The sequence below is a fragment of the Leifsonia sp. NPDC058248 genome (assembly GCF_042881905.1).
Lineage (GTDB): Bacteria > Actinomycetota > Actinomycetes > Actinomycetales > Microbacteriaceae > Leifsonia.
Genome location: NZ_JBHVXB010000010.1, coordinates 1 through 25624, shown reverse-complemented (window position 1 = coordinate 25624; position 25624 = coordinate 1). Strand labels below are relative to the sequence as shown.

The window sequence follows — 25624 nt, the reverse complement described above, 5'->3', positions numbered from 1 at the left end:
GGTGCAGGAGGTGAAGTTCTAGGAGGTGAGGGAGCGGGAGCTGTCCTCGGCCGAGTCCGCGGACGGTACGACGAGGGGCTGGTCGGCGCCGGCTGCGTCAGACGGCTTCTCTTTGCGGCCGAACCTGCTTATCAACGATCGACCACCGCTCCGCTTGGAGTACACGTCGATGCCGACCGCCACGAGGAGCACGAGGCCCTTGATGATCTGCACCTTGTCGATCGTGACGCCGAGCAGCTGCAGACCGTTGTTCAGCACGGCGATGACCAGACCACCGATGATGGAGCCGGCCACGGTTCCGATGCCGCCGGAGACCGCGGCGCCACCGATGAACACAGCGGCGATCGCGTCGAGCTCCCAGCCGAGGCCGTCCTGCGGTCCGGAGGAGATCGAGCGTGCCACCGAGACCATGCCGGCGAGCGCTGCGAGGACCGACATGTTCATCATGACGAAGAAGTTGATGCGCTTGATCTTCACGCCGGAGAGCTCGGCCGCGTGCCAGTTGCCGCCGACCGCGTAGATGTGACGGCCGAAGATCGTGTTGCGGGTCACGAACGAGTAGATGATCACCAGCACGCCGAGGATGATGCCCGACACCGGGAAGCTGGTGCCGATGCGGCCGCCCGCGAACAGGAACGCGGCGTAGATGACCACGGCGTCGAGCACGACGACCTTGAACACGCTGACCCAGAGCGGCGCCTTCTCGGAGCCCATCTTGGTCTGGGTCCGACGGCGGCGGATCTCCGTGTAGGCGATGACCAAAGCGATGATCAGGCCGAGCAGCAGCGTCGAGTTGTTGTAGCCGATGTCGGGGCCCCAGTCGGGGAGGAAGCCTCCACCTATGTAGGTGAAGCCGTCGGGCACGGGGATGGTCTGCGCGCTGCCGATGAGCTGGTTCAGTCCACGGAAGATGAGCATGCCGGCCAGAGTCACGATGAACGCGGGCACGCCGACGTACGCGACCCACCAGCCCTGCCAGGCGCCGATGAGCGCGCCGACCACGAGTCCGAGGATGATCGCCAGCGGCCAGGGCACGTTCCAGTCATTCATCGCCTTGGCGACGACGATGCCGACGAGGGCCGCCACCGAGCCGACCGACAGGTCGATGTGACCGGCGATGATCACCATGACCATGCCGATCGCCAGAATGAGCACGTATGCGTTCTGGTTGACCAGGTTGATCAGGTTGACCGGTTCGAGCGTCTTTCCGCCGGTGAGGATCTCGAAGAAGATGATGATGACGACGAGGGCGCCGAGGATGCCGAACTGGCGTCCGGTGGATTGGCCGCCTCCGAACATCTTGCCGAGGTCGCGGATTCCTCCGGACTTCTTCTTTTCGGGGATTTGTGTGGACATTGTCAGGCAACCCTCTTCTTGGCGGACGTCATGCTTTTCAGGAGTGTTTCGGGGTCGGCCTCGGAGGCCGGGAGCTCATTGGTGATCTGGCCCTCGAAGATCGTGTAGATGCGATCGGAGATGCCGAGCAGCTCGGGCAGCTCGGAGGAGATGACGATGACGCCCTTCCCCTGCGCGGCGAGCTGCTGGATGATGCCGTAGATCTCGTACTTGGCGCCGACGTCGATGCCTCGGGTGGGCTCGTCGAGGATCAGCAGGTCGGGGTCGGTGAACATCCACTTGGCCAGCACGACCTTCTGCTGGTTTCCGCCGGAGAGGGTGCTTATGCCGCGCTCGACATCCGGCGTCTTGATCCGGAGGCTCTTGCGGTACTGCTCCGCGACCTTGTGCTCTTCTTCGTCGTTGACGACGTTGAACCGGGAGATCTTCTTCAGCTTGGCCGAGACGATCGACTCCTTGATGTCGTCGAGCAGGTTGAGCCCGAGCACCTTGCGGTCCTCGCTCACGTAGGCCATGCCCTCGTCGATGGCCTCGCTGACGTTGCGGACCTTGATCTCTTTGCCGTCTTTGTAGATCTCGCCGGACACGAAGGTTCCGTATGAGCGGCCGAAGACGCTCATCGCGAGCTCGGTGCGGCCGGCGCCCATGAGGCCGGCGAAGCCGACGATCTCACCGCGGCGCACGAAGAAGCTCGAGTTCTTGACCACGAGACGGTCGGCGATCTGCGGGTGCTGTACGACCCAGTTCTTCACCTCGAAGAACTTCTCGCCGATGTTCGGCGTGTGCTCGGGGAAGCGGCTCTCGAGGTTGCGGCCGACCATGCCGCGGATGATGCGGTCTTCGTCGACGCCGTCGGCCACCACGTTGAGCGTCTCGATGGTGCGGCCGTCGCGAATGATCGTGATCTCGTCGGCCACGCGCTCGATCTCGTTGAGCTTGTGGGAGATCATGATCGAGCTGATGCCCTTGGACTTCAGGCCCAGGATGAGGTCGAGCAGGTGCGCGGACTCGGCTTCATTGAGCGCGGCGGTCGGCTCGTCGAGGATGAGGAGCTTCACCGACTTGTTGAGCGCCTTGGCGATCTCGACGAGCTGCTGCTTGCCGACGCCGATGTTCTTGATGGGGGTGTCGGGGTCGTCGGTGAGGCCGACACGGGCGAGGAGCTCGACGGCGCGCGTCTTGGCTTCCTGCCAGTTGATGACACCGCCGCGGCCCGGCTCGTTGCCCAGGAAGATGTTCTCGGTGATCGAGAGCTCCGGGATGAGCGCCAGCTCCTGGTGGATGATGACGATGCCCTGCTGCTCGCTGGACTTGATGTCCTTGAAGCGGACCTCTTCGCCCTGGTAGACGATGTCACCGGTGTACGTCCCATAGGGGTAGACGCCCGAGAGTACCTTCATCAGGGTTGATTTTCCTGCGCCGTTCTCGCCGCAGATCGCGTGGATCTCGTCGGCTTTCACAGTGAGGGAGACATCCTCGAGCGCCTTCACACCAGGGAACTCCTTGGTGATCGAGCGCATCTCCAGGATGACCGCGTTCGACGACATCGTCGCTCCTTCGTTTGTTGCTCTGTTTCGAACTATCTATCTGCCTAAGTAGTAAACGCTAACTTCCTCGTTGGCGTCAAATAGTGAACACAACGACCTGATAACGACTTGACGGGCTTTTCGGGCGCAGGTGTTCAGTCATGCGTCGCCAGGGAGCTCTTGATCACCAGTGCCGCGGCGCCCAGCGACTCCGCGCGGTCGCCGAGGGACGACATCCGGAGCGTCGTGGTCTCGGCGATCGCCGGGATGGCGTTCTGCAGGATCCCGTGCTGAACAGGGTCCAGCAAGGCGTCCCCGAGGCCGGCGAGAGGGCCGCCGATGAGCACGATCTCGGGGTTGATGACGTTGGCGATGTTGGCGATCGCCTTGCCGATCGCCGTGCCGGCGTCGCCGATGACACGCAACGTGGCGGGGTCGCGCGCGAGCCCGCGCTCGACCATGTCCGCGATGGCGACGGGAACCTCCGACCCGCGGCTCAGCGACTCTAGCATGACGGTCGTCGAAGCGACGGTCTCCAGGCAGCCGCGGTTGCCGCAGCGGCAGATGAGCCCGTGCTCCGCCACCGGTGTGTGGCCCAGCTCGCCCGTGATTCCGAGGTAGCCGTAATAGAGCTCGCCGTTGAGGATCAGACCCGCGCCGATGCCGGAGCCGATCTTCACGAACATGAGGTTGCGCACCCCCCGGTTGACGCCCCAGGTCACCTCGCCGAGTGCGCCGAGGTTCGCGTCGTTGTCGACCATCACCGGGAAGTGGAAGGCGTCTTCGAGGTCGCGCAGGTTCACGCCGACCCATTCGGGGAGGATCGCGCCCTGCAGCACGGTGCCGGTACGGCGGTCGATCGGGCCCGGAACGCCGACGCCGACGGCGAGCACGGACTGGCGCTCGAAACCGTTCGCTTCGAGCATCCGGTCGATGAGGTCGGAGGCGGTGCTGAGCGCGTCGCCCACGTCGTAGCCGAGCGGGAGCTCGACCGACTCCTCGGCGAGCGCCTCGTAGCCGAGCGTGGCGAGAACGATCCGCACGTGACGTCGGCCGAAGTCCACGCCCGCCGCGATGTCGCCGGTGTCCGTCAGCCGCACCAGCAGGGCGCGACGTCCGGAGCTGTTCACCGGGGTGGTGTCGACGACGCCTTTCGCCGCCATGTCTCGCACGATGTTCGAGACGGTGGCGGTGGACAGCCCCGTTCCGCGCGCGAGCTCCGCCTGGGTCGACGGGCCGTTCGCCAGAAGGAACTCGAAGAGCCGCTCCTGGTTCAGGTGCCTGAGCGCGCCCTGCGACCCCGGGTTGCGTGCGCCACGGACGGGCGGGCCCGAAGTGACGGTCATGCGATAAGAGTGCAATATCCCTGAGTTGTAGTCAAGTTGTGAACGCATCCGCTCGGCTCATCTGCGGAGCGCCCCCAGCTTTCTCTCACGACTGGGTTGCGGGATCCCCACGCTGCGCCGAGAGCCGCCACACCTGGCCCACGAGCATGCCGGCGGGGCCGTCCGCGGTGGTCTCGAAATGGTCGACGTACGGGCCGATGAACGCCTGCCAGCGCTCGTTGGCGGGGTCGGAGTCGAGCGCCGCCATGGCCGCCACGAAGTCGTCGCAGTCGACGACGTGGAACAGGTCGCGTCCGCTCCGCCAGATGGTCCAGTCGTGGATGCCGACGCGCGCGAACGATTCGACGAGGTCGTCGGGGATAGTGGCGTGCGCCTCCTCGTAGCCGGCCTCGCGGCCTTCGCGGACGACGGAATGCAGGGCCACGCGCATGATTCTCCCTCGACGATATTTGGAATGCTATAGGAAATAGTAATAGGGTTTCCTCGACGAGCGAAAGGACCCTCGATGCGATTCATGCGACTCGGCGAGCCCGGGGCCGAGATCCCGATGGCGACCGACGGCGAACGGACCTGGGACCTCCGTCCGCTGACAGGCGACCTCGACGGGGCGTTCCTCGCATCCGGTGGGCTCGAACATGCGGCCGCAGCCGCCGAGAACGGCGAGCTCCCCGAATTCGACGGGCACCGGATGCGCGTGGGCGCGCCGATCGCGCGGCCCACCGCGGTCATCTGCATCGGGATGAACTACGCGGCCCACGCCCGCGAGTCCGGATCGGAACCGCCCAGCGACATCGTCGTCTTCTACAAGCACCCCAACACGGTGGTCGGCCCGAACGACGACATCCTGCTGCCGCCCGGGTCGACGACGACCGACTGGGAGGTCGAGCTCGCTGCCGTGATCGGCACGCGGGCGCGCTACCTCTCGTCGCCCGAGGAGGCGCTGCGCCACATCGCCGGGTTCGCCGTCTCCAACGACGTCTCCGAGCGGGAGTACCAGCTCCAGCGCTCCGGCGGCCAGTGGAGCAAGGGCAAGAGCTTCGAGACCTTCAACCCCCTCGGCCCCTGGCTGGTGCCGACGGCCGAGGTCGGGGACGGCTCCGGCCTGGGCATCCGGTCGTCGGTCAACGGCGAGGCGCGACAGGACTCCTCGACGAGCGACCTGATCTTCGGCGTCGCCGAGATCGTGTACCGGCTCAGCCAGTTCACCGTGCTCGAGCCCGGCGACCTGATCAACACGGGAACGCCGGAAGGGGTCGGCCTCTCGGGCCGCTTCCCCTACCTGCAGGCGGGCGACGTCGTCGAAGTCGGCGTCGACGGCCTCGGCGAGCAGCGGGCGACCGTGCGCTGCCCAGGTCTAGACGCTTCCGCACCCAAGCGGACACACTGAACCGGCAGCCGCACTGAACCGGCCGCACGACCGAAACGACAGCACGAACGAAACGACAGCACGAACGAAACGAGGAGAGCACAATGACGCAGAACTTCCAGGGCCTGGTGGCGGCGGTCACGGGTGGGGCATCCGGACTCGGCAAGGCCATCGCCGACGAGCTCAACGCCCAGGGCGCGCGCGTGTACTGCCTCGACCTCGACGCCGCCGGCGTGCAGGCGCCGCATGTCGGGGTGCGCTGCGACATCGGCGACGACGACAGCGTCCGTGAAGCCATCGAGACGGTCGTCGCGGACGCCGGGCACCTGGATGTGCTGGTCGCCAACGCGGGGATCGGTGCGCAGGGCGATGTGCTCGCCAACTCCGACGAGGAGTGGCTGCGGGTGCTCAACGTCAACGTGATCGGCTCGGCGCGCACGGTCCGGCACGCGTTCCCGCACCTCGAGAAGTCGGCGTCGGCCGCGATCGTGTTCACCAGCTCGATCGCCGCTTCGGCCGGCCTGCCCCAGCGCGTGCTCTACTCGGCGTCGAAGGGCGCGATCTCGGCAATGACGCTGGCGATCGCGACCGACTGCCTGCCCCTGGGCATCCGGGTGAACGCGGTCGCCCCCGGCACGGCGGACACGCCCTGGGTGGGCCGCCTCCTCGACAGCGCTGCCGACCCGGACGCCGAGCGCGCTGCGCTGGAGGCACGCCAGCCGAGCGGCCGTCTCGTGCAGCCGCAGGAGGTCGCCGAGGCGGTCGCCTACCTCGCCTCGCCCACGTCGGGCAGCACGAACGGCGTCATCCTCGCCGTCGATGGCGGCATGTACTCGCTGCGGCCGCGCCCGCACGCCTAGAGCCCGACTTATCCACACCCGAACGCCCGCCCGGCCCGTGAGTTGTCGCAAATTGTCGTTATAGGGCGCGTTTTCGGCCTCATAACGACACTTTGGGGCAACTCAGCGAGGTTCAGGTGCGTGGGGCGAGGGCGCACGCCCGCCCAGCGTCAGCGCTTCTCGGCCAGCGTGGGCTCCGCGAATTGGTGGGCGGCGAGCGACTCCGGCAGCATCTCCATGCCGATGCCCGGGGCCAGGGGGGCGCGGTAGCGTCCGCGCACCAGTTCGACCGGCGACACGAAGTGCTCGTGCAGGTGCTTCGTGTACTCGATCATCCGGCCCTCCTGGCTGCCCGACACCGCCACGAAGTCGAACATCGAGAAGTGCTGCACCGCCTCGCACAGGCCCACTCCGCCCGCATGCGGGCACACCGGGACGCCGAACTTCGCGGCCAGCAGCAGGATCGCCAGGTTCTCGTTGACGCCGGCCACCCGGGTCGAGTCGATCTGCACGATCGCCGTCGCCTCGGCCTGCAGCAGCTGCTTGAAGAGCACCCGGCTCATCGCGTGCTCGCCGGTGGCGACCTTGACCGGCGCGACGGCGCGCGCGATCGCCGCGTGGGCCAGGATGTCGTCGGGGCTGGTGGGCTCCTCGATCCACGCGAGGTCGAACCGTTCGAGCGCTTTGATCCACTCGATGGCCTGGTCGCGGTCCCAGCGCTGGTTCGCGTCGATGGCGATCCGGATGCCCGGCCCGACCGTCTCCCGGGCGATGCCCAGGCGGCGGATGTCGTCGTCGAGGTTGTCGCCCACCTTGAGCTTGATCTGCTCGAACCCGTCGTCGACGGCCTCCCGGGCGAGGCGGGCGAGCTTCTCGTCGCTGTAGCCGAGCCAGCCCGGCGTGGTCGTGTAGCCCGGGTAGCCGAGGGCGAGCAGCGTCGCCTCCCGTTCGGCACGGCCCGGGAGCGCCGCGCGCAGGATCTCGAGCGCGTCGTCGCGGGTGAGCGCGTCGCTCAGGTAGCGGAAGTCGACCAGGTCGACGAGCTCCTCCGGGGTCAGGCGTGCCAGCAGCTGCCAGAGCGGGAGCCCGGCGCGTTTGGCTTTGAGGTCCCAGAAGGCGTTGACGACGGCGCCGATGGCCATGTGCATCACGCCCTTCTCGGGGCCGAGCCAGCGCAGTTGCGAGTCGTAGACGAATTCCCGCCAGAAGCCTCCGAGGTCGGCGAGGATCGCTTCGACGTCGCGCCCGAGAACACGGTGGGCGACCGCTTCGATCGCGGCGACCTGAACGTCGTTGCCTCGGCCGATGGTGAAGACGAAGGAGTGCCCTTCCAGCCCGTCCGCCGCATCCGTCGTCACCCGCAGGTAGGCGGCCGAGTAGTCGGGGTCGGGGTTCATGGCGTCGGAGCCGTCGAGCATGGCGGACGTGTCGAATCGCACGTCCAGGGTCTCGAAACCGGTGACAGTGCTCACTCGTTGCCCTCTTTCCCATCATCGCGAGAGTCCGCAACGTACATCCTATTGGATATAGGTGATGCGTGCCAGTCCGGCCGGGAGCAGGATGGGCGGATGAGCGACATCAGGCATCGCCTCGCCATCGTCGGCGCCCCCTCGAGCGCGGGCAGCTACGCCGCCGGCCAGGAGCAGGCGCCCCGCGTTCTGCGTGAGCACGGCCTCCTCGAGCAGCTGCGAGACCGCGGCCTCGACGTCACCGACTCCGGAGACGGACCGCTTCAGGTGTGGGCGCCCGACCCCGCGCATCCGCTCGCCCAGAACGCCCACGCGGTCATCGCATCCGTCACCGCCGTCGCCGCCCAGGTCGGCGAGGCGCTCGACGGCGACGCCGACGTGCTCGTGCTCGGCGGCAGCTGCCTCGTGGCGCTGGGGGTGATGAGCGCTCTGGTCGAGCGCGCTCCGGATGCCGCGCTCCTCTACATCGACCGGCATTCCGATCTGAACACACCCGCCACCACCACGAATGGCGCCCTCGACTGGATGGGCCTCGCCCACCTGCTCGACGTGCCCGGTGTCGTTCCCGAGCTGCGCGACGCGCTCGGCCCCTCACCCCTGCTCGCACCCGGCCGCCTGCACCTGCTCGGCCTGGACCCGGCCGCGTCGACGCCGGGCGAGCGCAGCATCCGCGACGCCCTCGGGCTGGGGATGACGACCGGCGCGGAGCTCGCCGCCGATCCGCGCGCCGCAGCCTCCCGCGCGCTGGCGACCCTCGGAACGGGCCCGTTCGCCGTTCACCTGGACGTCGACGTGCTCGATTTCACCGACGCTCCGCTGGCGCAGGACACCGGCGGCCGCAACACCGGGCCCGGTCTCGCACAGGTGGCCGAGGCGCTGACGACGGCGTGCGCCGACCCGAGGTTCCGGGTGCTGTCGGTCGGCGAGCTGAACCCGACCCGATCGGCGGGCGACCCCGGCGCGATCGACCGGTTCGTGTCGACGCTAGCCGGCGTCTTCTGACGAGGCCAGGCTCGCCGAGATGCGGTTGTACGACTTGGTGATGTGATCGAGCATCGCCTTCTCGGCGGCCGACGGATCACCGGAGCGCAGCGCCTCCAGCACCGCCTCGTGCTCGCCGGAGGTTTCCTCGACCACGCCGTGCTTGAAGAAGATGCGGTACTGGTGCATGTGCGACCGCAGTCGCGCGATGGCGTCGGCGAGCAGTTCGTTGCCGGAGTGCTCCGCGATGATGAGGTGGAAGGCCGCGTCCTGGTCGGCAAACTCCTTGTAGTCGCGGAAGCGGTCAGCGCCGGTCTGCGCGGCCTCACCGCTGCGGTGCATCGCCTCGCAGAGCTCTTCGAGCTCGCTGAGCGTCTCGGGCGTGAGCTCTCCGACGGCGTGACCGGTGGCGTACGGCTCCATCAGGCGGCGCATCTCGAACAGCTGGCGCAGGCCCTCGGCGTCGAGCAGCGGGGCGGCGGTGTAGCCCTTCAGCGCCTGCTTGACCACCAGCCCTTCGGACTCGAGCCGGGCGAGCGCCTCGCGCACGGGGGTGGGCGAGACGTTCAGCTGGCGGGCGATGCCGTCGATGCTGGCACGGCTGCCGGGCTCGATCACCTGGTCCATGAGCAGTCCGAGCACCGCGTCGTAGACGTCGTCGGCGAGAGCACGCCTGGCGGGGAGGAAGTGTTCGCCGGAAGCGGGTTGGATGCTCATGCAGAAATACTAAGTGTAGGAACCAGGAAAAGAGAGGATACAGGGTAGAGGATTCTCATCGGTCGCCACCAATGAGCCCTTCGTGCTCCAGCTCGCGCCAGAGCGCTTCGGGCACGGGCGCGTCCGCCAGACCGGCGTTCCGGGTGATCTGGGCGCCGGAGTCGGCGCCGAGCACAACGGTCGCGACCGCCGGATGCCGCAGCGGGAACTGCACCGCCAGTTGCGGGATGCTCACCCCGTAGCCGTCGGCGATGTCGGCGATCCTCTCCGTGCGCGCGAGCAGCTCGGCGGGAGCCGCGCCGTAGTCGAAGGTCGCTCCCGGCCGGGGGCGATCGGTCGACAGGATGCCCGAGTTGAACACCGCCGCCACGGCCACGGAGACGCCACGGGCCTGCGCCGCGGGCAGCAGGTCGGCCTCCGCGCTCTGGTCGAGCAGCGTGTAGCGGCCGGCGCACATCACGATGTCGAGGTCCGTCCGCTCCACGAACCGCGTCAGCATCGCCGACTGGTTCATCCCCGCGCCGTACGAGCGGACGACCCCTTGCGAGCGCAGCTCCTCCAGCGCCGGGAAGGCGCCGTCGAGGGCTTCGCGCTCGTGCTCGTCGGGGTCGTGCACGAAGAGCACGTCGATGCGGTCGAGGCCCAGCCGGGTCAGGCTGTCCTCCACCGAACGCAGCACGCCGTCGCGTGAGAAGTCGAATCGGCGCCGCCGGGTCGTGGGCACGTCGAACAGGTTGGCGATGTCGGTGTCGCCCGGCCGGTACTCCGGATTCGGGTCGAGCACCCGGCCGACCTTGGTCGACAGCACGAACGCCTCGCGCGGGTATGCCTGGAGGCCGGCTCCGAGCCGCTCCTCGGCGAGACCGAGCCCGTAGTGCGGCGCGGTGTCGAAGTAGCGCACGCCGGCATCCCAGGCCGCGGGCACGCATCCGGGCCACACGTCGTCGGGCAGGGCCCGGTACAGGTTGCCCAGCGCCGCGACGCCGTAGCCGATCGGGCCGACGGTGAGACCGCCGCGGCCGTAGGCACGCGTCTCGAAGGATCGGACCGTCGTGGTCGTGGTCGTGGTCTGTGCGGTGTTCTCTTCCACGGTTTCCATTCTGCTCACAGCACCCGGAGGGCGTCGACGGCGTCGAGGTCCCATTCGATTCCGAGCCCGGGGGCGCTCGGCGCGACGCCGTGACCGTCGACGATCTCCATCTCGCTGCAGGTCACGGCGCGCAGCTGCGGGATGTGCTCCAGGTAGAGCGCGTTGGGCACGGCGCAGGTGAGCGACACGTGCAGTTCCATGAGGAAGTGCGGCGCGACCGCGACGTTGAACGCCTCGGCCAGGTGCGCGACCTTCAGCCACGGGGTGATGCCGCCGATGCGGGCCACGTCGACCTGCACGATCGAGGCGGCGCCCGTCTGGAGGTATTCGCGGAAGTGCCCGATCGAGTAGATCGATTCGCCCACCGCGATCGGCAGACTGGTCGACTCGGCGAGGCGACGATGGCCGGCGACGTCTTCGGCCGGGAGGGGCTCCTCGAACCAGTAGATGCCCAGCGACTCGAAGAGCGCAGCGCGACGGATGGCCTCGGCCGCGGTCATCGACTGGTTGGCGTCGACCATGATGTCCATGCCGGGGCCGACGGCCTCGCGCACGGCGGCCAGCCGCTCGAAGTCCTCATGGCCGCGGGGCTTGCCGACCTTGATCTTCACGCCGTTCATCCCGCGGGCCTTCGACTCGACCGCCTGCGCCACGAGCTCGTCGGTGCTGAAGTGCAGCCAGCCGCCCTCGGTGTCGTACAACGGGATGCTCGGCCGGGTGCCGCCCGCGAGCATCCAGAGCGGTACCCCGGCAGCCTTGCAGCGCGCATCCCACACCGCCGTGTCGACCGCGGCGAGCGCGAGCGAGGTGATCGCACCGACCGTCGTCGCCCGCGTCGAGGCGAACAGTGCGCGCCAGACGGCCTCGGGCCGGTTGGCGTCCAGCCCCACGAGCACCTCGAGCAGCCCGGCGCGCAGGAGGCTGAGAACAGCCCCGCCGCCTGTGCCGATCGTGTAGCTGTAGCCGAGCCCCTCCACACCGCCCGCGGTCCGGATGCGCACGAAGATGGTCTCCTGCTTGACGAACGACTGCACGGCGTCCGTCCGCACCGTCTCCACTTCGAGGTCGCTGAGCCACGCTTCGGCACTGACGATCGTGCCGTCCACGTGGGTGGCGGTGGCGAGGGCGGGTGGAGCGAGTGTCATGGATCCTTCTCCGGGTGAGGTGATGGTCATCAGCGACCTCCGAAGCCGCCGAGAGCGACGCCCTTGATGAGCTGACGTTGCAGCACGGCCACGATGATCAGCGACGGGATGACCGCCAGAGTCGACGCGGCCATCATGAGGCTCCACTGCGTACCGCGCTCACCGGTGAACATCGCGAGGCCGAGCGGCACGGTGGCCAGCTCCTGGCTGTTGATGATGATCAGGGGCCAGAGGTACGAGTTGTAGTAGCCGACGAACGAGAAGACGGCCAGCACCGACAGCGGCGCGGTGAGCTGCGGGAGCAGCACCGACCAGAGGGTGCGGAAGCGGGAGGCGCCGTCGATGAGCGCTGCCTCCTCGTACTCGATCGGGATGGTGAGGAAGAACTGCCGCAGCAGGAAGGTGCCGAACGCGGTGAACGCGAACGGGATGATCAGAGCGGTGTAGGTGTCGACCAGGCCGAGCTGGTTCATCATGATGAACAGCGGGACGACCAGCACCTCCTGCGGCAGCACGAGCGTGAGCACGTAGAGCATGAAGATGCGGTCGCGGTACTTGAACCGCAGCCGGGAGAACGCGTACGCGGACAGCACCGCGACGATCACCGAGAGCAGCGCGCCCATGACCGAGACGAAGAAGCCGTTGAAGATGAACCGGCCGAACGGCACGACGGTCCAGGCCTCCACGAAGTTGGACCACTTCACCTCGGAGCCGATGAACGTCGGCGTGGACGAGAACACCTCCGACTCCGGCTTGAGGGCAGTGAAGAACATCCAGATGAACGGGAACGTGAAGACTAGGGCGACGACAGCGATGACGAGCGTGTTGCCCCAGGTCTTGGCGGCCACGACCTTCTGCGCGCGGCGCATCCGGGGCTTCGGCCGCTTCGGCGCCATGGATGCCTTCGAGGCTGTCGCAGCCTTCGACGCCTTGGACCCCGACGGGGCGATCGTGACGGTGTCACTTGTCATAGTTGACCCACTTCTTCTGTCCCGCGAACTGCAGTGCGGTGATGAGCATCACGACGATGAACAGGATCCACGCCAGCGCGGAGGCGTAGCCGAGACGATCGAAGACGAAGCCGTTGCGGTACATGTAGAGCACGAAAGTGTTCGTCGACTCGCCGGGCCCGCCCTGGGTCAGGATCTGCGGCTGCACGAACACCTGGAAGGCGCCGATCATCGTCATGGTCATCGTGAAGAACAGGGACGGCGAGATCATCGGGAGGATGATCGACCGCAGCCGCTGCCATGCGCTGGTGCCGTCCATCCGGGAGGCCTCGAGGATCTCCTTCGGGATGCCGCCGAGGCCCGCTGAGAGCACGATCACGTTGTAGCCGAACGACTGCCACACCGACATCGCGATCACCGAGAACAGCGCGAACGACGAGTCCGAGAGCCAGCTGGGGCCGTCGATGCCGATGGAGGCGAGCGCCGAATTGACGATTCCGTTGTCGCTGAGCAGCAGGCGCCAGACGAGCGCGTTGGCCACCATCGGCGTGATCGCCGGCAGGAAGAAGATGACCCTCCAGAAGCCGGCGAACTTGATGCGCGTGTTCAGCCAGAGCGACACCGCCAGTGCGAGCGCCAGGTTGAGCGCGGTGTAGACGAACGCGAAGACCACCGTGTTCCCCAGCACGGTGTAGAAGGTCGGGTCGGCGAACAGCTTCTGGAAGTTGGCCAGGCCGATGAACGTCGGCGTCCCGAACAGCGGCCACTCGAACAGGCTGATGACGAGCGAGCCCAGCAGCGGGACCAGGATGAAGAAGGTGAACCCGGCGAGCCCGGGCCACAGGTAGGCGAGGGCGACCAGCCCGTCGCCCTTCTTCTTCTTGCCGGCGGCCGGCGGGGTCGGATGCGGGACCCCGAACGGGCGCGTCGCGGGCGCGGCGGATGCCGCCGTCTCCTCGGAGACGACGGCACCCGTGATGAGCGGAGAGGCCATGCGGCTACTCGCCCACCGAATGCTGGATCGTGTTCAGCACATCCTTGGCGGTCTTGTCACCCCGGTAGCCCTCGACGCCGTACTGCGTGAAGAGGGTTTCCACCTGGTTCCAGGTCGGTGTGGTGAGCTGCGCCGTCGCGTTGCCGAGCAGGGCCTTCACCGCGGACGCCGCCTCGGGTGTCTTGCCGTCCGCCCAGGCGGGCTGGGCCTCGGCGCGCGAGGGGACGATGCCGCGCTTGGCGGCCTGTCCCTCGAGCACGCTGGTGGCCGTCATCGCCTGGATGGCCTTGAACGCGGCATCCGGGTTCTTGCAGTTCTTCGCGATGCCGAAGCCGGAGCCGGCGGTCATTCCGTGCGCTTCACCGCTGGTGCTCGGGACGACGGTCACGCCCATGTCGAACTTGGCCGCGTCGGCGAAGGTGCCGTACATCCACGGGCCTTCGATCAGCATGTCGGCGTTTCCGCTGGTGAACGCGGCCTGGGCCACATCCGATCCGTCGGCGGCCTCGGGCGCCTTGGCGATGCCCTCTTTGCTCACCAGGTCGAAGTACGACTGCACCTGGTCCACCAGCTTGGAGTTCGTGAGGTCGAGCTTGCCCTTCTTCACGGCTTCCGCCCCGTCTGCGATGGTCCACGCGTTGACCGTGAAGAACCCGGGCTCGATCGCGAGCGCCTTGTGGTTCGCGGTCGTGAGCTTCTTGGCGTCCGCGATGAACTGGTCACGCGTGTAGGTCGTGGTCGGCGGCGTGATGCCGGCCTTCTTGAACGCGTCGAGGTTGTAGTAGAGGACGATCGGCTCGGCGTCGTACGGGATGGCCCGGATGGTGCCGTCGACGGTCATGCCCTTGAGCATCGACTCGTCGAACGCCGAGGTGTCGAGCTTGTACTTCTTGATCAGGTCGTTCAGCGGCATCAGCAGCCCGCCGAGCTCCTGGGCGCGTGCCGCCTGCGTGGTGAGCAGGCAGGGCGGGTTGGAGCCGCTGAGGCGGGTCTTGACCTTGGTCCAGTAGTCGTTGAAGCTCGGGCCGTCGATGGTGACGTCGAGCTTCGGGTCTTCTTTCTTGCCCAGGGAGATGAAGCCCTCCCACTGGTCGCGGTCGCTCTGACTGCTGACCCAGGTGTACATCGCGATGGGGCCGGAGGCGCTGCTGCCCCCACCTCCCCCGGAGCACCCGGCGAGAGCGGTCATCGCTCCGGCGAGTACGATGGCGGTTCCGATACGGCCCGCCGTGCGCTTGCTTCGTGGTGTCACTTGCTGTGCCTCCTCCATTGGATTCATCAAAATGTGATCGCCTACTGAGCCTGGCGTTTCAGGCTCTGCTCCGCGGCGTCTCTGCCGGTCTGCTTTCGCCCGATCCTATAGGGTCTTTGATATAGGTTATTGGGAGCATAAGTGCATGCGCTCCCCCGGTCAAGTAGTCCGCCCGCTCCACCTCGCCGCCACCCCGTCGCACTCAGGCGAAGTCGATCGCGAGCACGTCGATCGGAGCACCGGATGCGGCCGGCGCGGGGATCAGGAGCTCGCCGAGCGGGTCGTCACCGGCCGCCGACTGCTCGTGCACCTCGAAGTTGACCTCGTACGGCAGCTGCTCCCCTGTGGCGAGCATCCGGATGCCCGTGACGCGGCCGACCGGGATGCCGCGCACGATCACCTGTTCGATCGGGCGCATCACCAGGTGCAGGTACAGCGTTCCCGGCCGTGCGGTGACCGGCCCGTAGAAGTCGACGCCGACCGCCGGGGAGACGCCCACCACGCTCTCCGCGTGCCGATCCATCCACGAGCCGATCTGCTCGAGGGTCTCGACCTGCGAGCCGTTGAGGCTGCCGTCGCCCTTCGGCCCGATGTTGAGCAGCAGGTTGCCCCCACGGCTCGCCACCTCGATGAGCGTCGTGAGCAGCGACGTCGTGCTCTTGCTCTTCGTGTCGCCGGACCGCCAGGCCCACATCTGGCCGATGGTCAGGCAGAGCTCCCACGGTCCCTTCGGCGCCGTGACCGGAAAGCCCTGCTCGGGCGTCTTGTAGTCGCCCTGGCCCAGCAGGCGGTCGTTGATCACCACATCCGGTTGCAGCGACTTGATGTGCGCACGCAGGCCCGCGCTGTCCCATTCGGATTCCGACCGCTCCCACTCGCCGTCGAACCAGAGCAGGTCGATCGTGCCGTAGCCGGTGAGCAGTTCCGTGAGCTGTCCGCGCAGGTAGTCCTGGTAGCGCGCCCACGCCTCGGGCGACGGGCGCCGGTGCTTGTCGTCGGCCACCGGCGTCCCGGCGTATGCGGGGTCGCCGGCCGACGGCCAGTGCTCGAGCGGGTACGGCCGGTCGCTCATCTCGAAGGCCGGATAGTCGGGGTGGTTCCAGTCGGGCAGGCTGTAGTAGATGCCGACCCGGATGCCCTCGGCGCGGATGGCCTCGACGAACTCCCGCGTGATGTCGCGTCCGAACGGCGAGTGCTCGATGCCGAAGTCCGAGTGCTCCGTGTGGAACATCGAGTACCCCGCGTGGTGCCGTGCCGTGAACACGACGTAGCGGGCGCCGGCGCGCTTGGCGAGCCGGGCGAGGGCAACGGCGTCCCATTCGACCGGGTTGAAGGTGGCGGCGCTCGACTGGTACTGCGACACCGAGACGGTGTCTTCGACTTCCCGGGTGCCGGGGATGATCGAGCGGCCGACGAGCGGCCAGGAGATCTCGATGCCCTGCTGGCTGGCGTGGTCCCAGTGCACGAAGAGACCGAAGCCCGCGCCGACGAACCACTCGCCGCCGGGGAGCTGGAAGTCGGTCGGTCGCACAAAACTGTCGGGGAGGACTGCGAGGGTGGATTCCACGGTGAAAAACTCTCCTTCGAGATAGGTCTTGGAAGTGAGATGCCTATTGCCTATAGGATATGTGCGCGGGATGCGTCCCACAATCCATTCGACGAAGAAGGAGAATCTCCGCGTGGCCATGTTCAAAGACGACCCCGTCCGCCCCGAGAACTACCAGCGCTTCGAACGCGAGGTGCCGCAGTGGTTCACCGACGCGAAGCTCGGCATCTTCGTGCACTGGGGTCCGTACTCCGTTCCGGCCTGGGCTGAGCCTATCGGCGAGCTCGGCACGATCGAGAAGCAGTACTGGTTCAAGCACAACCCCTATGCCGAGTGGTACTTCAACACCGTCCGCATCGAGGACAGCCCAGCCGCCCAGCACCAGCGCGACGTGTTCGGCGGCGCTCCGTACGACGACTTCATCGACCAGTGGGACCCGTCCGAGTTCGATCCCGACGAGTTCCTCGCCCTCGTGAAGAGCACCGGCGCCGGCTACTTCGTCCCCACCACCAAGCACCACGACGGCGTCACCCTCTGGGACGCTCCCGGCACCGACGGCCGCAACACGGTCGCCCGCGGCCCGAAGCGCGACCTGATCGGCGCGTTCGAGAAGGCGACCCGGGATGCGGGCCTCCGCTTCGGCGTCTACTACTCCGGGGGCCTCGACTGGCACTTCTCGAACCTGCCTCCGATCACCGACGACAACCAGCAGTTCGGCCGCCCGGTCGACGCCGACTACGCCGCCTACGCCTACGCGCATGTCGACGACCTGCTCGACCGCTACTCCCCCGACGTGCTCTGGGGCGACATCGAGTGGCCGGATGCCGGCAAGGCGCCCGGCCCCTTCAGCATGGAGAACCTCTTCGAGAAGTTCTACGCGAAGTCCCCGGACGGCGTCGCCAACGACCGCTGGGGAGAGACGCACTGGGACTTCCGCACCAGCGAATACCAGAACGGCCTCAGCGTCGAAGGCGACAGCGGCTGGGAGAACTGCCGCGGCATCGGCTACTCGTTCGGGCACAACACGCTCGAAGACGAGACCCACCTGCTCAGCGGCCCGGATGCGGTCAAGACTTTCGTCGACATCGTCTCGCGGGGCGGCAACCTGCTGCTCAACGTCGGCCTCACGTCGCTCGGCACCGTCCCCGACCTGCAGCGCCGCACTCTCGAGCACCTCGCATCCTGGAACGCGGTGAACGGCGACGCGGTCTTCGGCTCGACCACTCTCGACGCCTCGATCGCGACGCCCGGCGACCAGCCCTGGGTCCGCTGGACCCGCACCGGCGACACCGCCAACGCGTTCGTCGACGCGTCCGGCGAGGTCGCGCTGACCGGCGTCACGGATGCGGTGCTCGGCGGCTCGGCGCGTCTCGCCGACGGCTCGGCCGTCTCCGTCACCCGTGAGGGAGACGGCCTCCGCCTCACCCTCCCGGCGCCGGAGATCGCGGGACCCGCTCTCATCCGCTTCGACCTGGCGGTCTGAGGATGACGGTCGACGCCCACCTGCACCTCTGGGACCTGGATCGGGTCGAATACCCCTGGCTGACCGCTGCACTCGGCCCGATCCACCGCACCTTCGCTCTCACGGAGGTCGCACCCCAGCTGGAGCGTGCGGGCGTCGACCGCGTCGTCCTGGTCCAGGCGGCGAACTCCCTGGAGGACTCCGAGGCGATGTTCGCTGTCGCCGCGGACTCTCCGCTCGTCGCCGGGGTCGTCGCCTGGGTCGACCTGCTCGACCCGCGGGCCGCCGCTGCTCAGCTCGACCGCTGGGTCGGGCATCCGGTGTTCGCGGGAGTGCGGCACCTCATCCACGACGAACCCGACCCCGACTGGCTGGCACGGGATGCGGTGCGCGAGAGCCTCGCACTGCTCGCCTCGCGAGACCTCACGTTCGATGTCGTCGGCGTCCTCCCCCGTCATCTCGAGCACGCTCTGGCCATCGCCGCCGAGCTGCCCGGGCTCCGCCTGGTGATCGACCATCTCGGAACACCTCCGGTCGGAGCGGCCGACCCCGAGCCGTGGCGTGGGCTGATGACGCGGCTGGGCGAGCATCCGAATGTCTTCGTCAAGCTCTCCGGGCTGACCACCCTCGGGCCGGCCGGCCGCGCGGACGCCGCTTCGCTCCGGCCTTTCGTCGACCATGTGCTCGCTGCGTTCGGGGCCGAGCGGGTGCTCTACGGCGGCGACTGGCCCGTCTCGACCCTCGCCGGGCCGTACGCCGAGACCTGGGAGACGACGCACGACCTCGTCTCGCAGTTGAGCGCCGGCGAGAGCCTGAACGTTTTCGAGGGTGCGGCAGACAGGGCGTACCACCTAGGCTGAGCCCCATGGGGTTCTGGGGGATCGTTCTGGCTGTGCTCGCGGTGAGCGTAGCCGGCGGCTATCTGGCGCTGTTCGCCGTGGCCGTGGTGCAGATCGCTCGCGACCGCACGATGTCCGTCTCGGTGAGGGCTGCGTGGCTGGTGACGATCGTCGGGTTGCCCATCGGCGGCTCCATCGCCTGGCTGGCGGTCGGGCACCGCACCAAGGAGTTCGAGCAGCCGGCGTGACCGCCGGCGATCGGCGAACGGCAGGTCAGCGCAGGTCAGCGCTTGGCGAGCGTTCCGATCTTCTCACCGTCGGTCCTGTAGACGGTGAGGGTGCTCCCGTCGACCTTGGCCGTGTGGGCGAGGTTGAGCCAGGGAGTGACGCCCTCGCACGCCTTGAGAGTCGAAGCGAACGGGCCGAACGTGAAGGTGTCGGTGTAAACGCTGCCCTTGCCGCTCATCTTGTTGCAGCCGTCCATTCCGGACCACGTCCCATCGGCTTTGATGGTGAGGGACGGCTGGCCGGTCGCGACCTGGCCCCAGTTGCCGGTGAAGGCCGATCCGGACGACGAGCATCCGGCGAGCGCGGTCAGTGCCACGACGGTGGCGGCGATTGCGAAGGCGGATCGAAGGCTCCTGACAGACTTCATGGCTACAACCTAACGGCGCCGCGCGCCGGAGGGAATGATCGATCACCTCTGATGATCGAGTCGTTCCGCCCCGGATGCACGGCCGGCCCGGGTGAGGCGGTGTGGCTGGGCACCGTCGTGGGGTTGCCGTCGGCGGCTCCATCGCCTGGCCGGCCGTCGGGCATCTGACCGCCTGATCGGCGAAGCCGCGATTGCGGCGCAGTCGTTTGCCGAAAGGGATGGCCGGGGCGGCTCTACACTCCTAACCCGAAAGCAGCGGAGTCGCCCCGACCGTGGGTGTGACCCACACGCGTCACACCCTCGCCGCGGTCGTGGTGAGCTCGAATCATCCGGCCGCACAACCCACGCTAGGTCGCAGGAACCACGAGTGCGGCGCCACTGACACGTTTGCGTGTTCCGCGCCGCTGAACCCGTAGGATCCCGGCCGGGGTGCGGGGATTCTCTCGCGCGCGCGTCGAGCGCCCGCGACCGCAAGCTCACACGAGAAACACGTCACCGCGCCTCGCACGCGCCGACTATCGGGCGCCGACCACGCAACTGGCAATCGGGTGCTACTGCATTGTCCGGGCTGACCCGAGAACGCTCGATGGTCGCATGTGAACTAGTGCTGCGGGTCGGCGAATACATGTGCCCCGCTCAAAGCACGACCGTTGACGCCGCACCATCAGTGTCGAATGCGAGAACGGTAGCGAGTTGCAACCTCAAATCTGGGCGGTGCCCGTGGATGAAATCAGTGATCTCACGCTTGTCGGAGCGGCGCGAGGCGGTGATTCGGAGGCCTACGCCCTGCTGTGGGGGCGTCACCGCTCGGTTGGGATCGCCATCGCCGTGGGCTATTCGAATCTCGCCGATCCAGAGGACCTTGTGGCGGAGGCGTTCCTCCGCACCTACTCGGCGATTCTGTCCGGCGGCGGACCATCGGATACGTTCCGCGGTTACCTCCTCTCGACCATTCGAAGGCTTGCCCTGAACGCGGGACGTAGAAGTGCGAAGACGGTGTCCATAGAAGAGCTCGAGTACGTCAACGAGTCCGATTCCGCTGAGGCGAGTGCCGTGCGAAATCACGGTAAAAACGTCGTCGCTCGCGCATTTCAATCGCTCCCGCTTCGCTGGCAGCAGGTTCTCTGGTACTCCGTGGTGGAGGGGACCAGCCATAGTGAAATCGCTCGCCGGCTCGAGGTGACGACAAACGCAGTGGATCAGTTGGCGCATCGTGCTCGGGAGGGATTGCGGGAGAAGTGGATCCAGCAGCAGGTGCAGATGGTGAAGTCCAACCCCACCTGTGGGTGGGTGTCTTCGCGCGCGGGCGCGGCCGCAAGATGCAACCTCACGCCTGGCGAATCCGCGCGGCTCACGAATCACGTTGCGGGATGCCGTGAGTGTGCGGCTGTGATCGATGAGGCGCATCACATCGCTTCACGCTTTGCCTAGTCGATCCTGGCGCGTGTCTGAGTGCACTAGTTCGTGAGGCAATGTCCCAGGGGTCGCGTGTGCGTGAATCCCGGCAGGACGAGGAAGGTCGCCGAAGCGGACGGGCTGGCGAAGCCCATGAGGTCGTCCTGGGCGTCGAGACGCAGTTGCGTGTCGATGAAAGTGTTCAGGTCGTTTTGGTAGGCGATGAAGAGCAGGCCGGCGTTGGGCACGGAGCCCTGCATCCCGCTGTCGAACATGTAGCTTCGACGCAGCATGAGTCGCGACCCCGTAAACGACGGGTGTGCTGCCCGGACGTGGGAACGAACGGGGGTGAGATACTCACCGTCGGGCGTCTTCGCGTGCAGGTCGGCCGCGTCGGTGGCCTTCCCTCCGGAGAGAGGGACTCCGCTCATTTTCTGACGGCCGATTATCGATTCTTGGTGGCTGGTTGTGAGCGAGTTCCAGCGAGCGATGTCGAGCCGAAGCCGGCGGATGACCATGATCGATCCTTCCGCGTACCGCCCATCTGAGATCCACACGTTCTCCGCGAGCTGGGCGCCGCCCCGGGGAACGATGACACCATCGTGGAATCCCAGTGGGTTTCGCACGATCGAGCCGTTGCTGTGGCCTCGAACCCCTGCCTGCCGCCATCTGAACGTTGCGCCCGGCATTCGGCTGATCAGAAAGTCGGTCGCAGGGAGCAAGGTGGATGGAGAGTCGCTGGAGACGGCGATGAGAATGTCGCCGTCGCGGTTCGTCGGTGAGATGTGCTCGTCGCCGGCGAATGCCGGCAAGTTCGTAGTCCCAACGCCAGCGGCGTCGACGAGTCTTGCAACACGGGGGCCGATCCCGATCGTTGCAGTCAGTCCCTCTGGTCCGTCCGGGATCAGCGGATCGTCGCCCGGCTTGGTGTTTGCCAGTTGAGCGATCGCCGAACCGATATCAGCGAGTGATGCCGCGAGTTCGGTGGTGGTCGTCCTCAGTGCGCGCGGGTCGGGAAGGTCGAAGCTGCTGAGCAGGGTGTGAGTCTGGGGAGTTTCGGGCACAGACACTCCGCGCTGCGTCGGGCCGTACGGGCTTTGGATGTGCCTGGTGAGCTCGGCTGTGTCCGTGTCGCCGCGCGCGGTACTGGACTGCCGTTCGAGTGCCGTGCCCATCGCCGCGCCTGCTCCGGCCGCCAGGAGACCTCCAAAGGCCCTTCGGCTGAGGCCGGCGCCGGGGGCGGCACCCGTCAACGCCGGCGAGTCGCCCCTCACCGACCCTCCGATTCGCTCAGCGCACTCAGATCAGGAAGTTCGACCACGGTGGACTTCGATGGCGAACCGAAGTCGACTTTCGACCATTCCGCCGTTCCGAGCCGCATCTCCACTCGAAGCATCAGCCCGGATCGGTTGAGCCAATACCGCACGGTGGACGTCTCGGGTGACGCGGGACGGTCGGTGGCAGGGGACGTCGGGCCGCTGTCGTCAGCGCTCGCGCCGGTCGGTCCGGCGAACACGTCGACTGGAGTCTTCCCCAGGTGATCTTCGCGGAGCCACTGGGCATCGGACTGGCGCAGGAGAAGCGGATTCTCCGGCCTGTCGAATCCCAGTGACGCGAGAATGAGAAGGGCCGCGTGGGCGGCGAATTCGGTCGGCTCGTACGGTGTCGACTTCCATTTGTCTTCGAGCTGGCTCGCGTCGGGCACCGGAAGCGGCGGCATCGATCTGCCTGCCAGGCCGTCTGCGTTGCGACTGAACAGGAGGTGTTTCGACCACAGGAGGAGTGCGGCCGCCCGCGCCGTGGTGCCTCCTCGAGCGTTGGTCAGGGATGCGTAGCCGACGTCGCGTGCGTAGTCGTACCAACCTCGGACGTTCCACTCGTCCGTTCCGTCGTGAATCGTTGCGATGATGGTGCGGGTGCCGGTGTTGTAGTTCTTGAACCGCGCCACTGCCATGAGCTGCGCCTCGGACTGGGTCAGGTGTCGGGCTGTGTCCGTGGATGCGTCGGCGCAGCCCGCGAGCAGCAGAGTTCCGAGAGCGAGCGCGGCGATCACTTTGGAGGTCATCGAACGTCGCCATCGCATCGACGCCCGATCTTCTCCACTCATCGATGAATTCCTGATCTGGACTCCAGGTAGTCCCGACCCGGGGTCGTCAGCGTGTCCACGGCAGAACGGTCCGGCGATCCGGGGACTTTCCCGGGCAGCGTGCGCACGTCGGCCAGCCCTGGCTGCGGGCGGGGTGAGGCGACCTTGAGGAAGCTGATTCCGGGTGGGGTGGGAACGGCCGATAGCGTCGCTGACGGCGTGGTCGCCGGTTGAGGCGTCTGGGAGCAATCCGGGTTCCGGTACCAGGGATGCTCGGGTGACGTCGCGGGAAGGGATGTCTGGGGTCCGGGCATGTCAAAGCAATTGCCTGAGGCTCCAGCTCGTGCCGCCGATTCGTTGACGACGTCGAAGCTGTTGTGTTCGTAGAGGTCCGCGAACGTGTTCCCGGTGGCGGGAAGGTCCTCGGTATTGCTGAGCACAACGCCGCCGCCGGGGTTCCCCGAGACACGGTTGGCCCGAAACAGGTTGTCGCGCCCGCCTGCGATTCCGATTCCGATTCCGAAGGCTCCTTCAGCGTGCGCGGGCGAGTCTGCTTCCGCGTTGTCGGCGATCAGGTTGCCGATGACGGTGTTCGCGCGTTGAGGAACGAATGCTTCTTGGTAGCTGGAGATCAATGTGATGCCGACCCGGTTGTTCGTGAACCGGTTTCCTGCGATGGTGACGGAATCAGAAGCGTTCGCGTTCTCGAATCCGATGGCGTTGCGCTCCGCGGTATTGTTCGCGACCAGTACGTCACAAGACCTGCATTGCCCGACGTAGAACCCCGAGTCCGCCGACCCCGACGCGTACGATTCGGTGATGGAGCCGTGCTGTGAGTTGAATGCGTAGATGCCGTAGAGGCCGTTGTTGTACGCCGTGACATGGTCGATCGCGTACCGCTGAAGGGGCGGGAACTTTTTCGGATCGAATGGCTTGTAGCCGTCGAGGCCGTGAGCTGCCGGCCCGTTCTTGTCGTGCAGTCCAGTGACCAGGACTCCGTAGAAGGTATTGGACTTGACGGTCAGGTTTTGAACGCGCACGCCGGCGGCTACCCCGACGATTCCGTACGGCCGGATGCCCTCGCCGTCGATCACGGTCGCGTTGCGGTCCGTCCCGCGAATGGTCACGTCGGGCTTGTCGATTGTGACCGACTCTCGGTATGTACCTTTCCCGACGAGCACCATGCCGCCGGGACGTACTTCCCCCACCGCCGCCGAAATCGATCCGGCGTCTTCCGGCACACGTACGATCAAGGATTCGGGTTGCGAAGGCGCCGTCGTGCACCCGCTGATACCCAGCACTGTTGCAGCAGCAATGAGTCCGGCGATAAGACGCGCGAGCGGACGCGTCCTGTGTCCTGGATCTGTGCAGTCGACCACTTAGCCGATCACAATCAGCCAGCGACCATCGATGTCTTCCAGGGTGAGGTCCGAGCCGAGTCCCTTGACCGTTGCCTTCGCTGTGCTTCCGTTTTCCTTCACGGACACGTTGGGCTTCTTGAGGGCAGCGTTCCCCTTCGCTCCGGACATGATCTTCGGCGCAATGATGTCCTTGCACAGTGCGAGGCGATCCTTGTCTCCAGCAACTGCTTTTCCGCCCATAGCGGCGTTCTCGCACAACGCCGAACCATCCTGCGTGCTCATGGCAGCGACAAAGCTCCGGGCTGAATCGCTCGCGGACTCGCGGCCGGCACAGCCGGCCAGCCCGGCCAGGCCGACACCTGCCACGGTCATGGCGAGCACGACGCGCACTGCATGGCTTCTCTTCATTGTCTTCCTCTTCTGTGGTGTGGGTGGGCGCGGAACGGCGCACGAAGAAGAGACGCATCGGATGCACGGAACTTACGTTCCGACAGGCAACTCCCAGCCGGTTGAAGCAACCCAGGTCGCACGGTCAGGACTGGGGAAGGTTTTCCCCCAGTCCTGACCGGTCGCTCTAGCCGCGAGCCCGCATCGTCCTGCGCCGACGTGCGAGCAACGCTGCGCCGAGCATGAGGAGCGCGACAGCTGCGCCGCCGACGATTCCTCCATCGAAGCCTGTGCTCGCGAGCCTCCCCGGTGCGGGCGGCTCCTCGTCGAACGAACCACAGGCTTCGTCGTGCGATGCGCCGTTCGTCGCCGTGAGGTCAGCCAGGTTCAGGAATCCGCCCCGGTGATCCGTGTCGCTCGGCACCGGACACTGCGAGTCGACGTTTCCGTCGACACTGGCAGGTGTGTCGGCGTGCACCACGACGATGTACCTGTGCGTCTGGTTCGGGGCGATGACCGCGTCCCTGACGACCAGAGTGTCCTGCTCGCCGTTCCAGCTGGGGTTCCCTACCGGAGTACCGGGCGCTGCCGCCTTGACGGACGCCGAGATGACGGATATCTGATCGCCGAACCGCAGGGTGTCCGTCAGTGTGTATCTGTCCGCGACGGGCGACAGGTTTGATGCTGTCAGCTCGTACGTGACCTTCCACGTACCATCGGCAAGCTTCTCCTGGGAGAGGAGTTTCTTGTCGAGGGCTGTGACGGGCTCAACCGTGGTCTCCGCGTGGAAGGGGTCCTTGTCGGTCACCGTGATAGTGGAGCGGACCGGGTCACCGTTGCCATCCAGCGACGGCTGATCGGT

25 protein-coding genes are annotated in these 25624 nt (G+C 66.9%); 7 read left to right on the top strand and 18 right to left on the bottom strand.

Translation table 11 applies throughout. The features are described 5' to 3' along the window. Window positions 1–18: 18 nt before the first annotated feature. From mmsB to ACFVV5_RS15830, 4 genes are all read right to left on the bottom strand, one after another. Window positions 19–1356, bottom strand: a complete 1338-nt coding sequence (gene mmsB / locus ACFVV5_RS15845) for a multiple monosaccharide ABC transporter permease (RefSeq protein ID WP_387246007.1) — start codon at window positions 1354–1356, stop codon at window positions 19–21. A gap of 2 nt (window positions 1357–1358) precedes the next feature. Further along, the gene (mmsA, locus tag ACFVV5_RS15840; RefSeq protein ID WP_387246005.1) at window positions 1359–2903 is read right to left on the bottom strand and encodes a multiple monosaccharide ABC transporter ATP-binding protein; all 1545 of its coding nucleotides are present in this window, start codon (window positions 2901–2903) and stop codon (window positions 1359–1361) included. A 134-nt stretch (window positions 2904–3037) separates the two neighbouring features. Then, window positions 3038–4228: an ROK family transcriptional regulator gene (locus ACFVV5_RS15835; RefSeq protein WP_387246003.1), complete on the bottom strand. Its 1191-nt coding sequence runs from the start codon at window positions 4226–4228 to the stop codon at window positions 3038–3040. Window positions 4229–4313: 85 nt separating this feature from the next. Further along, the gene (locus ACFVV5_RS15830) at window positions 4314–4658 is read right to left on the bottom strand and encodes an L-rhamnose mutarotase (RefSeq protein WP_387246002.1); all 345 of its coding nucleotides are present in this window, start codon (window positions 4656–4658) and stop codon (window positions 4314–4316) included. Window positions 4659–4733: 75 nt separating this feature from the next. Between ACFVV5_RS15830 and ACFVV5_RS15825 the strand changes: the two genes are divergently transcribed. Next, window positions 4734–5615 (top strand): fumarylacetoacetate hydrolase family protein, encoded by an 882-nt coding sequence (locus ACFVV5_RS15825; RefSeq protein ID WP_387246000.1) that lies wholly within the window; start codon window positions 4734–4736, stop codon window positions 5613–5615. A gap of 83 nt (window positions 5616–5698) precedes the next feature. Beyond that, window positions 5699–6454: an SDR family NAD(P)-dependent oxidoreductase gene (locus ACFVV5_RS15820; protein ID WP_387245998.1), complete on the top strand. Its 756-nt coding sequence runs from the start codon at window positions 5699–5701 to the stop codon at window positions 6452–6454. A gap of 149 nt (window positions 6455–6603) precedes the next feature. Here the strand turns inward: ACFVV5_RS15820 and ACFVV5_RS15815 are convergent, their stop codons facing one another. Beyond that, a complete protein-coding gene (locus ACFVV5_RS15815; RefSeq protein ID WP_387245996.1) occupies window positions 6604–7905 on the bottom strand; it encodes an enolase C-terminal domain-like protein in 1302 nt (433 codons plus the stop codon). A 96-nt stretch (window positions 7906–8001) separates the two neighbouring features. Between ACFVV5_RS15815 and ACFVV5_RS15810 the strand changes: the two genes are divergently transcribed. Beyond that, window positions 8002–8904, top strand: a complete 903-nt coding sequence (locus ACFVV5_RS15810; protein ID WP_387245994.1) for an arginase family protein — start codon at window positions 8002–8004, stop codon at window positions 8902–8904. Here ACFVV5_RS15810 and ACFVV5_RS15805 read toward each other — a convergent pair. The 7 genes from ACFVV5_RS15805 to ACFVV5_RS15775 all read right to left on the bottom strand — a co-directional run bounded on the left by ACFVV5_RS15805 (window position 8887) and on the right by ACFVV5_RS15775 (window position 16598). Then, window positions 8887–9600: a GntR family transcriptional regulator gene (locus tag ACFVV5_RS15805; RefSeq protein WP_387245992.1), complete on the bottom strand. Its 714-nt coding sequence runs from the start codon at window positions 9598–9600 to the stop codon at window positions 8887–8889. The genes ACFVV5_RS15810 and ACFVV5_RS15805 overlap by 18 nt on opposite strands. A 55-nt stretch (window positions 9601–9655) precedes the next feature. Beyond that, window positions 9656–10690, bottom strand: coding sequence for an aldo/keto reductase (locus ACFVV5_RS15800; RefSeq protein WP_387245990.1), 1035 nt, complete (start codon window positions 10688–10690; stop codon window positions 9656–9658). A 14-nt stretch (window positions 10691–10704) separates the two neighbouring features. Continuing rightward, complete coding sequence (locus ACFVV5_RS15795; protein ID WP_387245988.1) at window positions 10705–11835, bottom strand: mandelate racemase/muconate lactonizing enzyme family protein; 1131 nt, start codon at window positions 11833–11835, stop codon at window positions 10705–10707. Between the two features lie 29 nt (window positions 11836–11864). Beyond that, entirely contained in the window at window positions 11865–12806 is a 942-nt protein-coding gene (locus ACFVV5_RS15790) for a carbohydrate ABC transporter permease (RefSeq protein ID WP_387245986.1), read from the bottom strand. Continuing rightward, the gene (locus ACFVV5_RS15785) at window positions 12796–13779 is read right to left on the bottom strand and encodes a carbohydrate ABC transporter permease (RefSeq protein ID WP_387245984.1); all 984 of its coding nucleotides are present in this window, start codon (window positions 13777–13779) and stop codon (window positions 12796–12798) included. The genes ACFVV5_RS15790 and ACFVV5_RS15785 overlap by 11 nt, the downstream gene beginning before the upstream one ends. A gap of 4 nt (window positions 13780–13783) precedes the next feature. Next, on the bottom strand, window positions 13784–15031 hold the full coding sequence (locus tag ACFVV5_RS15780; protein WP_387245982.1) for an ABC transporter substrate-binding protein: 1248 nt from the start codon (window positions 15029–15031) through the stop codon (window positions 13784–13786). 202 nt (window positions 15032–15233) lie between these two features. After that, the gene (locus ACFVV5_RS15775) at window positions 15234–16598 is read right to left on the bottom strand and encodes an alpha-L-fucosidase (RefSeq protein ID WP_387245980.1); all 1365 of its coding nucleotides are present in this window, start codon (window positions 16596–16598) and stop codon (window positions 15234–15236) included. Between the two features lie 118 nt (window positions 16599–16716). On the opposite strand from ACFVV5_RS15775, the gene ACFVV5_RS15770 reads away from it, so the two are divergent. The 3 genes from ACFVV5_RS15770 to ACFVV5_RS15760 are packed head-to-tail and all read left to right on the top strand — an operon-like array spanning window position 16717 to window position 19126. Next, window positions 16717–18060 (top strand): alpha-L-fucosidase, encoded by a 1344-nt coding sequence (locus ACFVV5_RS15770; protein WP_387246252.1) that lies wholly within the window; start codon window positions 16717–16719, stop codon window positions 18058–18060. A gap of 2 nt (window positions 18061–18062) precedes the next feature. Continuing rightward, window positions 18063–18899 (top strand): amidohydrolase family protein, encoded by an 837-nt coding sequence (locus tag ACFVV5_RS15765; protein ID WP_387245978.1) that lies wholly within the window; start codon window positions 18063–18065, stop codon window positions 18897–18899. A 5-nt stretch (window positions 18900–18904) separates the two neighbouring features. Next, window positions 18905–19126 (top strand): PLDc N-terminal domain-containing protein, encoded by a 222-nt coding sequence (locus ACFVV5_RS15760; protein ID WP_387245976.1) that lies wholly within the window; start codon window positions 18905–18907, stop codon window positions 19124–19126. Window positions 19127–19161: 35 nt separating this feature from the next. Here the strand turns inward: ACFVV5_RS15760 and ACFVV5_RS15755 are convergent, their stop codons facing one another. Continuing rightward, the gene (locus ACFVV5_RS15755; RefSeq protein ID WP_387245974.1) at window positions 19162–19533 is read right to left on the bottom strand and encodes an META domain-containing protein; all 372 of its coding nucleotides are present in this window, start codon (window positions 19531–19533) and stop codon (window positions 19162–19164) included. Between the two features lie 720 nt (window positions 19534–20253). On the opposite strand from ACFVV5_RS15755, the gene ACFVV5_RS15750 reads away from it, so the two are divergent. Beyond that, a complete protein-coding gene (locus ACFVV5_RS15750; protein ID WP_387245972.1) occupies window positions 20254–20964 on the top strand; it encodes an RNA polymerase sigma factor in 711 nt (236 codons plus the stop codon). A gap of 26 nt (window positions 20965–20990) precedes the next feature. On the opposite strand, the gene ACFVV5_RS15745 is transcribed toward ACFVV5_RS15750, so the two are convergent. The 5 genes from ACFVV5_RS15745 to ACFVV5_RS15725 all read right to left on the bottom strand — a co-directional run bounded on the left by ACFVV5_RS15745 (window position 20991) and on the right by ACFVV5_RS15725 (window position 25570). Next, the gene (locus ACFVV5_RS15745) at window positions 20991–22103 is read right to left on the bottom strand and encodes a Dyp-type peroxidase (protein WP_387245970.1); all 1113 of its coding nucleotides are present in this window, start codon (window positions 22101–22103) and stop codon (window positions 20991–20993) included. Between the two features lie 95 nt (window positions 22104–22198). Next, window positions 22199–22993 (bottom strand): hypothetical protein, encoded by a 795-nt coding sequence (locus ACFVV5_RS15740; protein ID WP_387245968.1) that lies wholly within the window; start codon window positions 22991–22993, stop codon window positions 22199–22201. Between the two features lie 38 nt (window positions 22994–23031). Next, entirely contained in the window at window positions 23032–24255 is a 1224-nt protein-coding gene (locus ACFVV5_RS15735; RefSeq protein ID WP_387245966.1) for a nitrous oxide reductase family maturation protein NosD, read from the bottom strand. 138 nt (window positions 24256–24393) lie between these two features. Beyond that, a complete protein-coding gene (locus ACFVV5_RS15730) occupies window positions 24394–24765 on the bottom strand; it encodes a hypothetical protein (RefSeq protein ID WP_387245964.1) in 372 nt (123 codons plus the stop codon). A gap of 184 nt (window positions 24766–24949) precedes the next feature. Then, complete coding sequence (locus ACFVV5_RS15725; protein ID WP_387245962.1) at window positions 24950–25570, bottom strand: hypothetical protein; 621 nt, start codon at window positions 25568–25570, stop codon at window positions 24950–24952. Window positions 25571–25624: the final 54 nt, after the last annotated feature.

What these genes read in the sequence shown, in the direction of transcription:
- mmsB (WP_387246007.1), bottom strand. Translation starts at nt 1,356, where the DNA reads ATGTCCACACAAATCCCCGAAAAGAAGAAGTCCGGAGGAATCCGCGAC.
- mmsA (WP_387246005.1), bottom strand. Translation starts at nt 2,903, where the DNA reads ATGTCGTCGAACGCGGTCATCCTGGAGATGCGCTCGATCACCAAGGAG.
- ACFVV5_RS15835 (WP_387246003.1), bottom strand. Translation starts at nt 4,228, where the DNA reads ATGACCGTCACTTCGGGCCCGCCCGTCCGTGGCGCACGCAACCCGGGG.
- ACFVV5_RS15830 (WP_387246002.1), bottom strand. Translation starts at nt 4,658, where the DNA reads ATGCGCGTGGCCCTGCATTCCGTCGTCCGCGAAGGCCGCGAGGCCGGC.
- ACFVV5_RS15825 (WP_387246000.1), top strand. Translation starts at nt 4,734, where the DNA reads ATGCGATTCATGCGACTCGGCGAGCCCGGGGCCGAGATCCCGATGGCG.
- ACFVV5_RS15820 (WP_387245998.1), top strand. Translation starts at nt 5,699, where the DNA reads ATGACGCAGAACTTCCAGGGCCTGGTGGCGGCGGTCACGGGTGGGGCA.
- ACFVV5_RS15810 (WP_387245994.1), top strand. Translation starts at nt 8,002, where the DNA reads ATGAGCGACATCAGGCATCGCCTCGCCATCGTCGGCGCCCCCTCGAGC.
- ACFVV5_RS15805 (WP_387245992.1), bottom strand. Translation starts at nt 9,600, where the DNA reads ATGAGCATCCAACCCGCTTCCGGCGAACACTTCCTCCCCGCCAGGCGT.
- ACFVV5_RS15795 (WP_387245988.1), bottom strand. Translation starts at nt 11,835, where the DNA reads ATGACACTCGCTCCACCCGCCCTCGCCACCGCCACCCACGTGGACGGC.
- ACFVV5_RS15790 (WP_387245986.1), bottom strand. Translation starts at nt 12,806, where the DNA reads ATGACAAGTGACACCGTCACGATCGCCCCGTCGGGGTCCAAGGCGTCG.
- ACFVV5_RS15785 (WP_387245984.1), bottom strand. Translation starts at nt 13,779, where the DNA reads ATGGCCTCTCCGCTCATCACGGGTGCCGTCGTCTCCGAGGAGACGGCG.
- ACFVV5_RS15770 (WP_387246252.1), top strand. Translation starts at nt 16,717, where the DNA reads ATGTTCAAAGACGACCCCGTCCGCCCCGAGAACTACCAGCGCTTCGAA.
- ACFVV5_RS15765 (WP_387245978.1), top strand. Translation starts at nt 18,063, where the DNA reads ATGACGGTCGACGCCCACCTGCACCTCTGGGACCTGGATCGGGTCGAA.
- ACFVV5_RS15760 (WP_387245976.1), top strand. Translation starts at nt 18,905, where the DNA reads ATGGGGTTCTGGGGGATCGTTCTGGCTGTGCTCGCGGTGAGCGTAGCC.
- ACFVV5_RS15755 (WP_387245974.1), bottom strand. Translation starts at nt 19,533, where the DNA reads ATGAAGTCTGTCAGGAGCCTTCGATCCGCCTTCGCAATCGCCGCCACC.
- ACFVV5_RS15745 (WP_387245970.1), bottom strand. Translation starts at nt 22,103, where the DNA reads ATGGGCACGGCACTCGAACGGCAGTCCAGTACCGCGCGCGGCGACACG.
- ACFVV5_RS15740 (WP_387245968.1), bottom strand. Translation starts at nt 22,993, where the DNA reads ATGACCTCCAAAGTGATCGCCGCGCTCGCTCTCGGAACTCTGCTGCTC.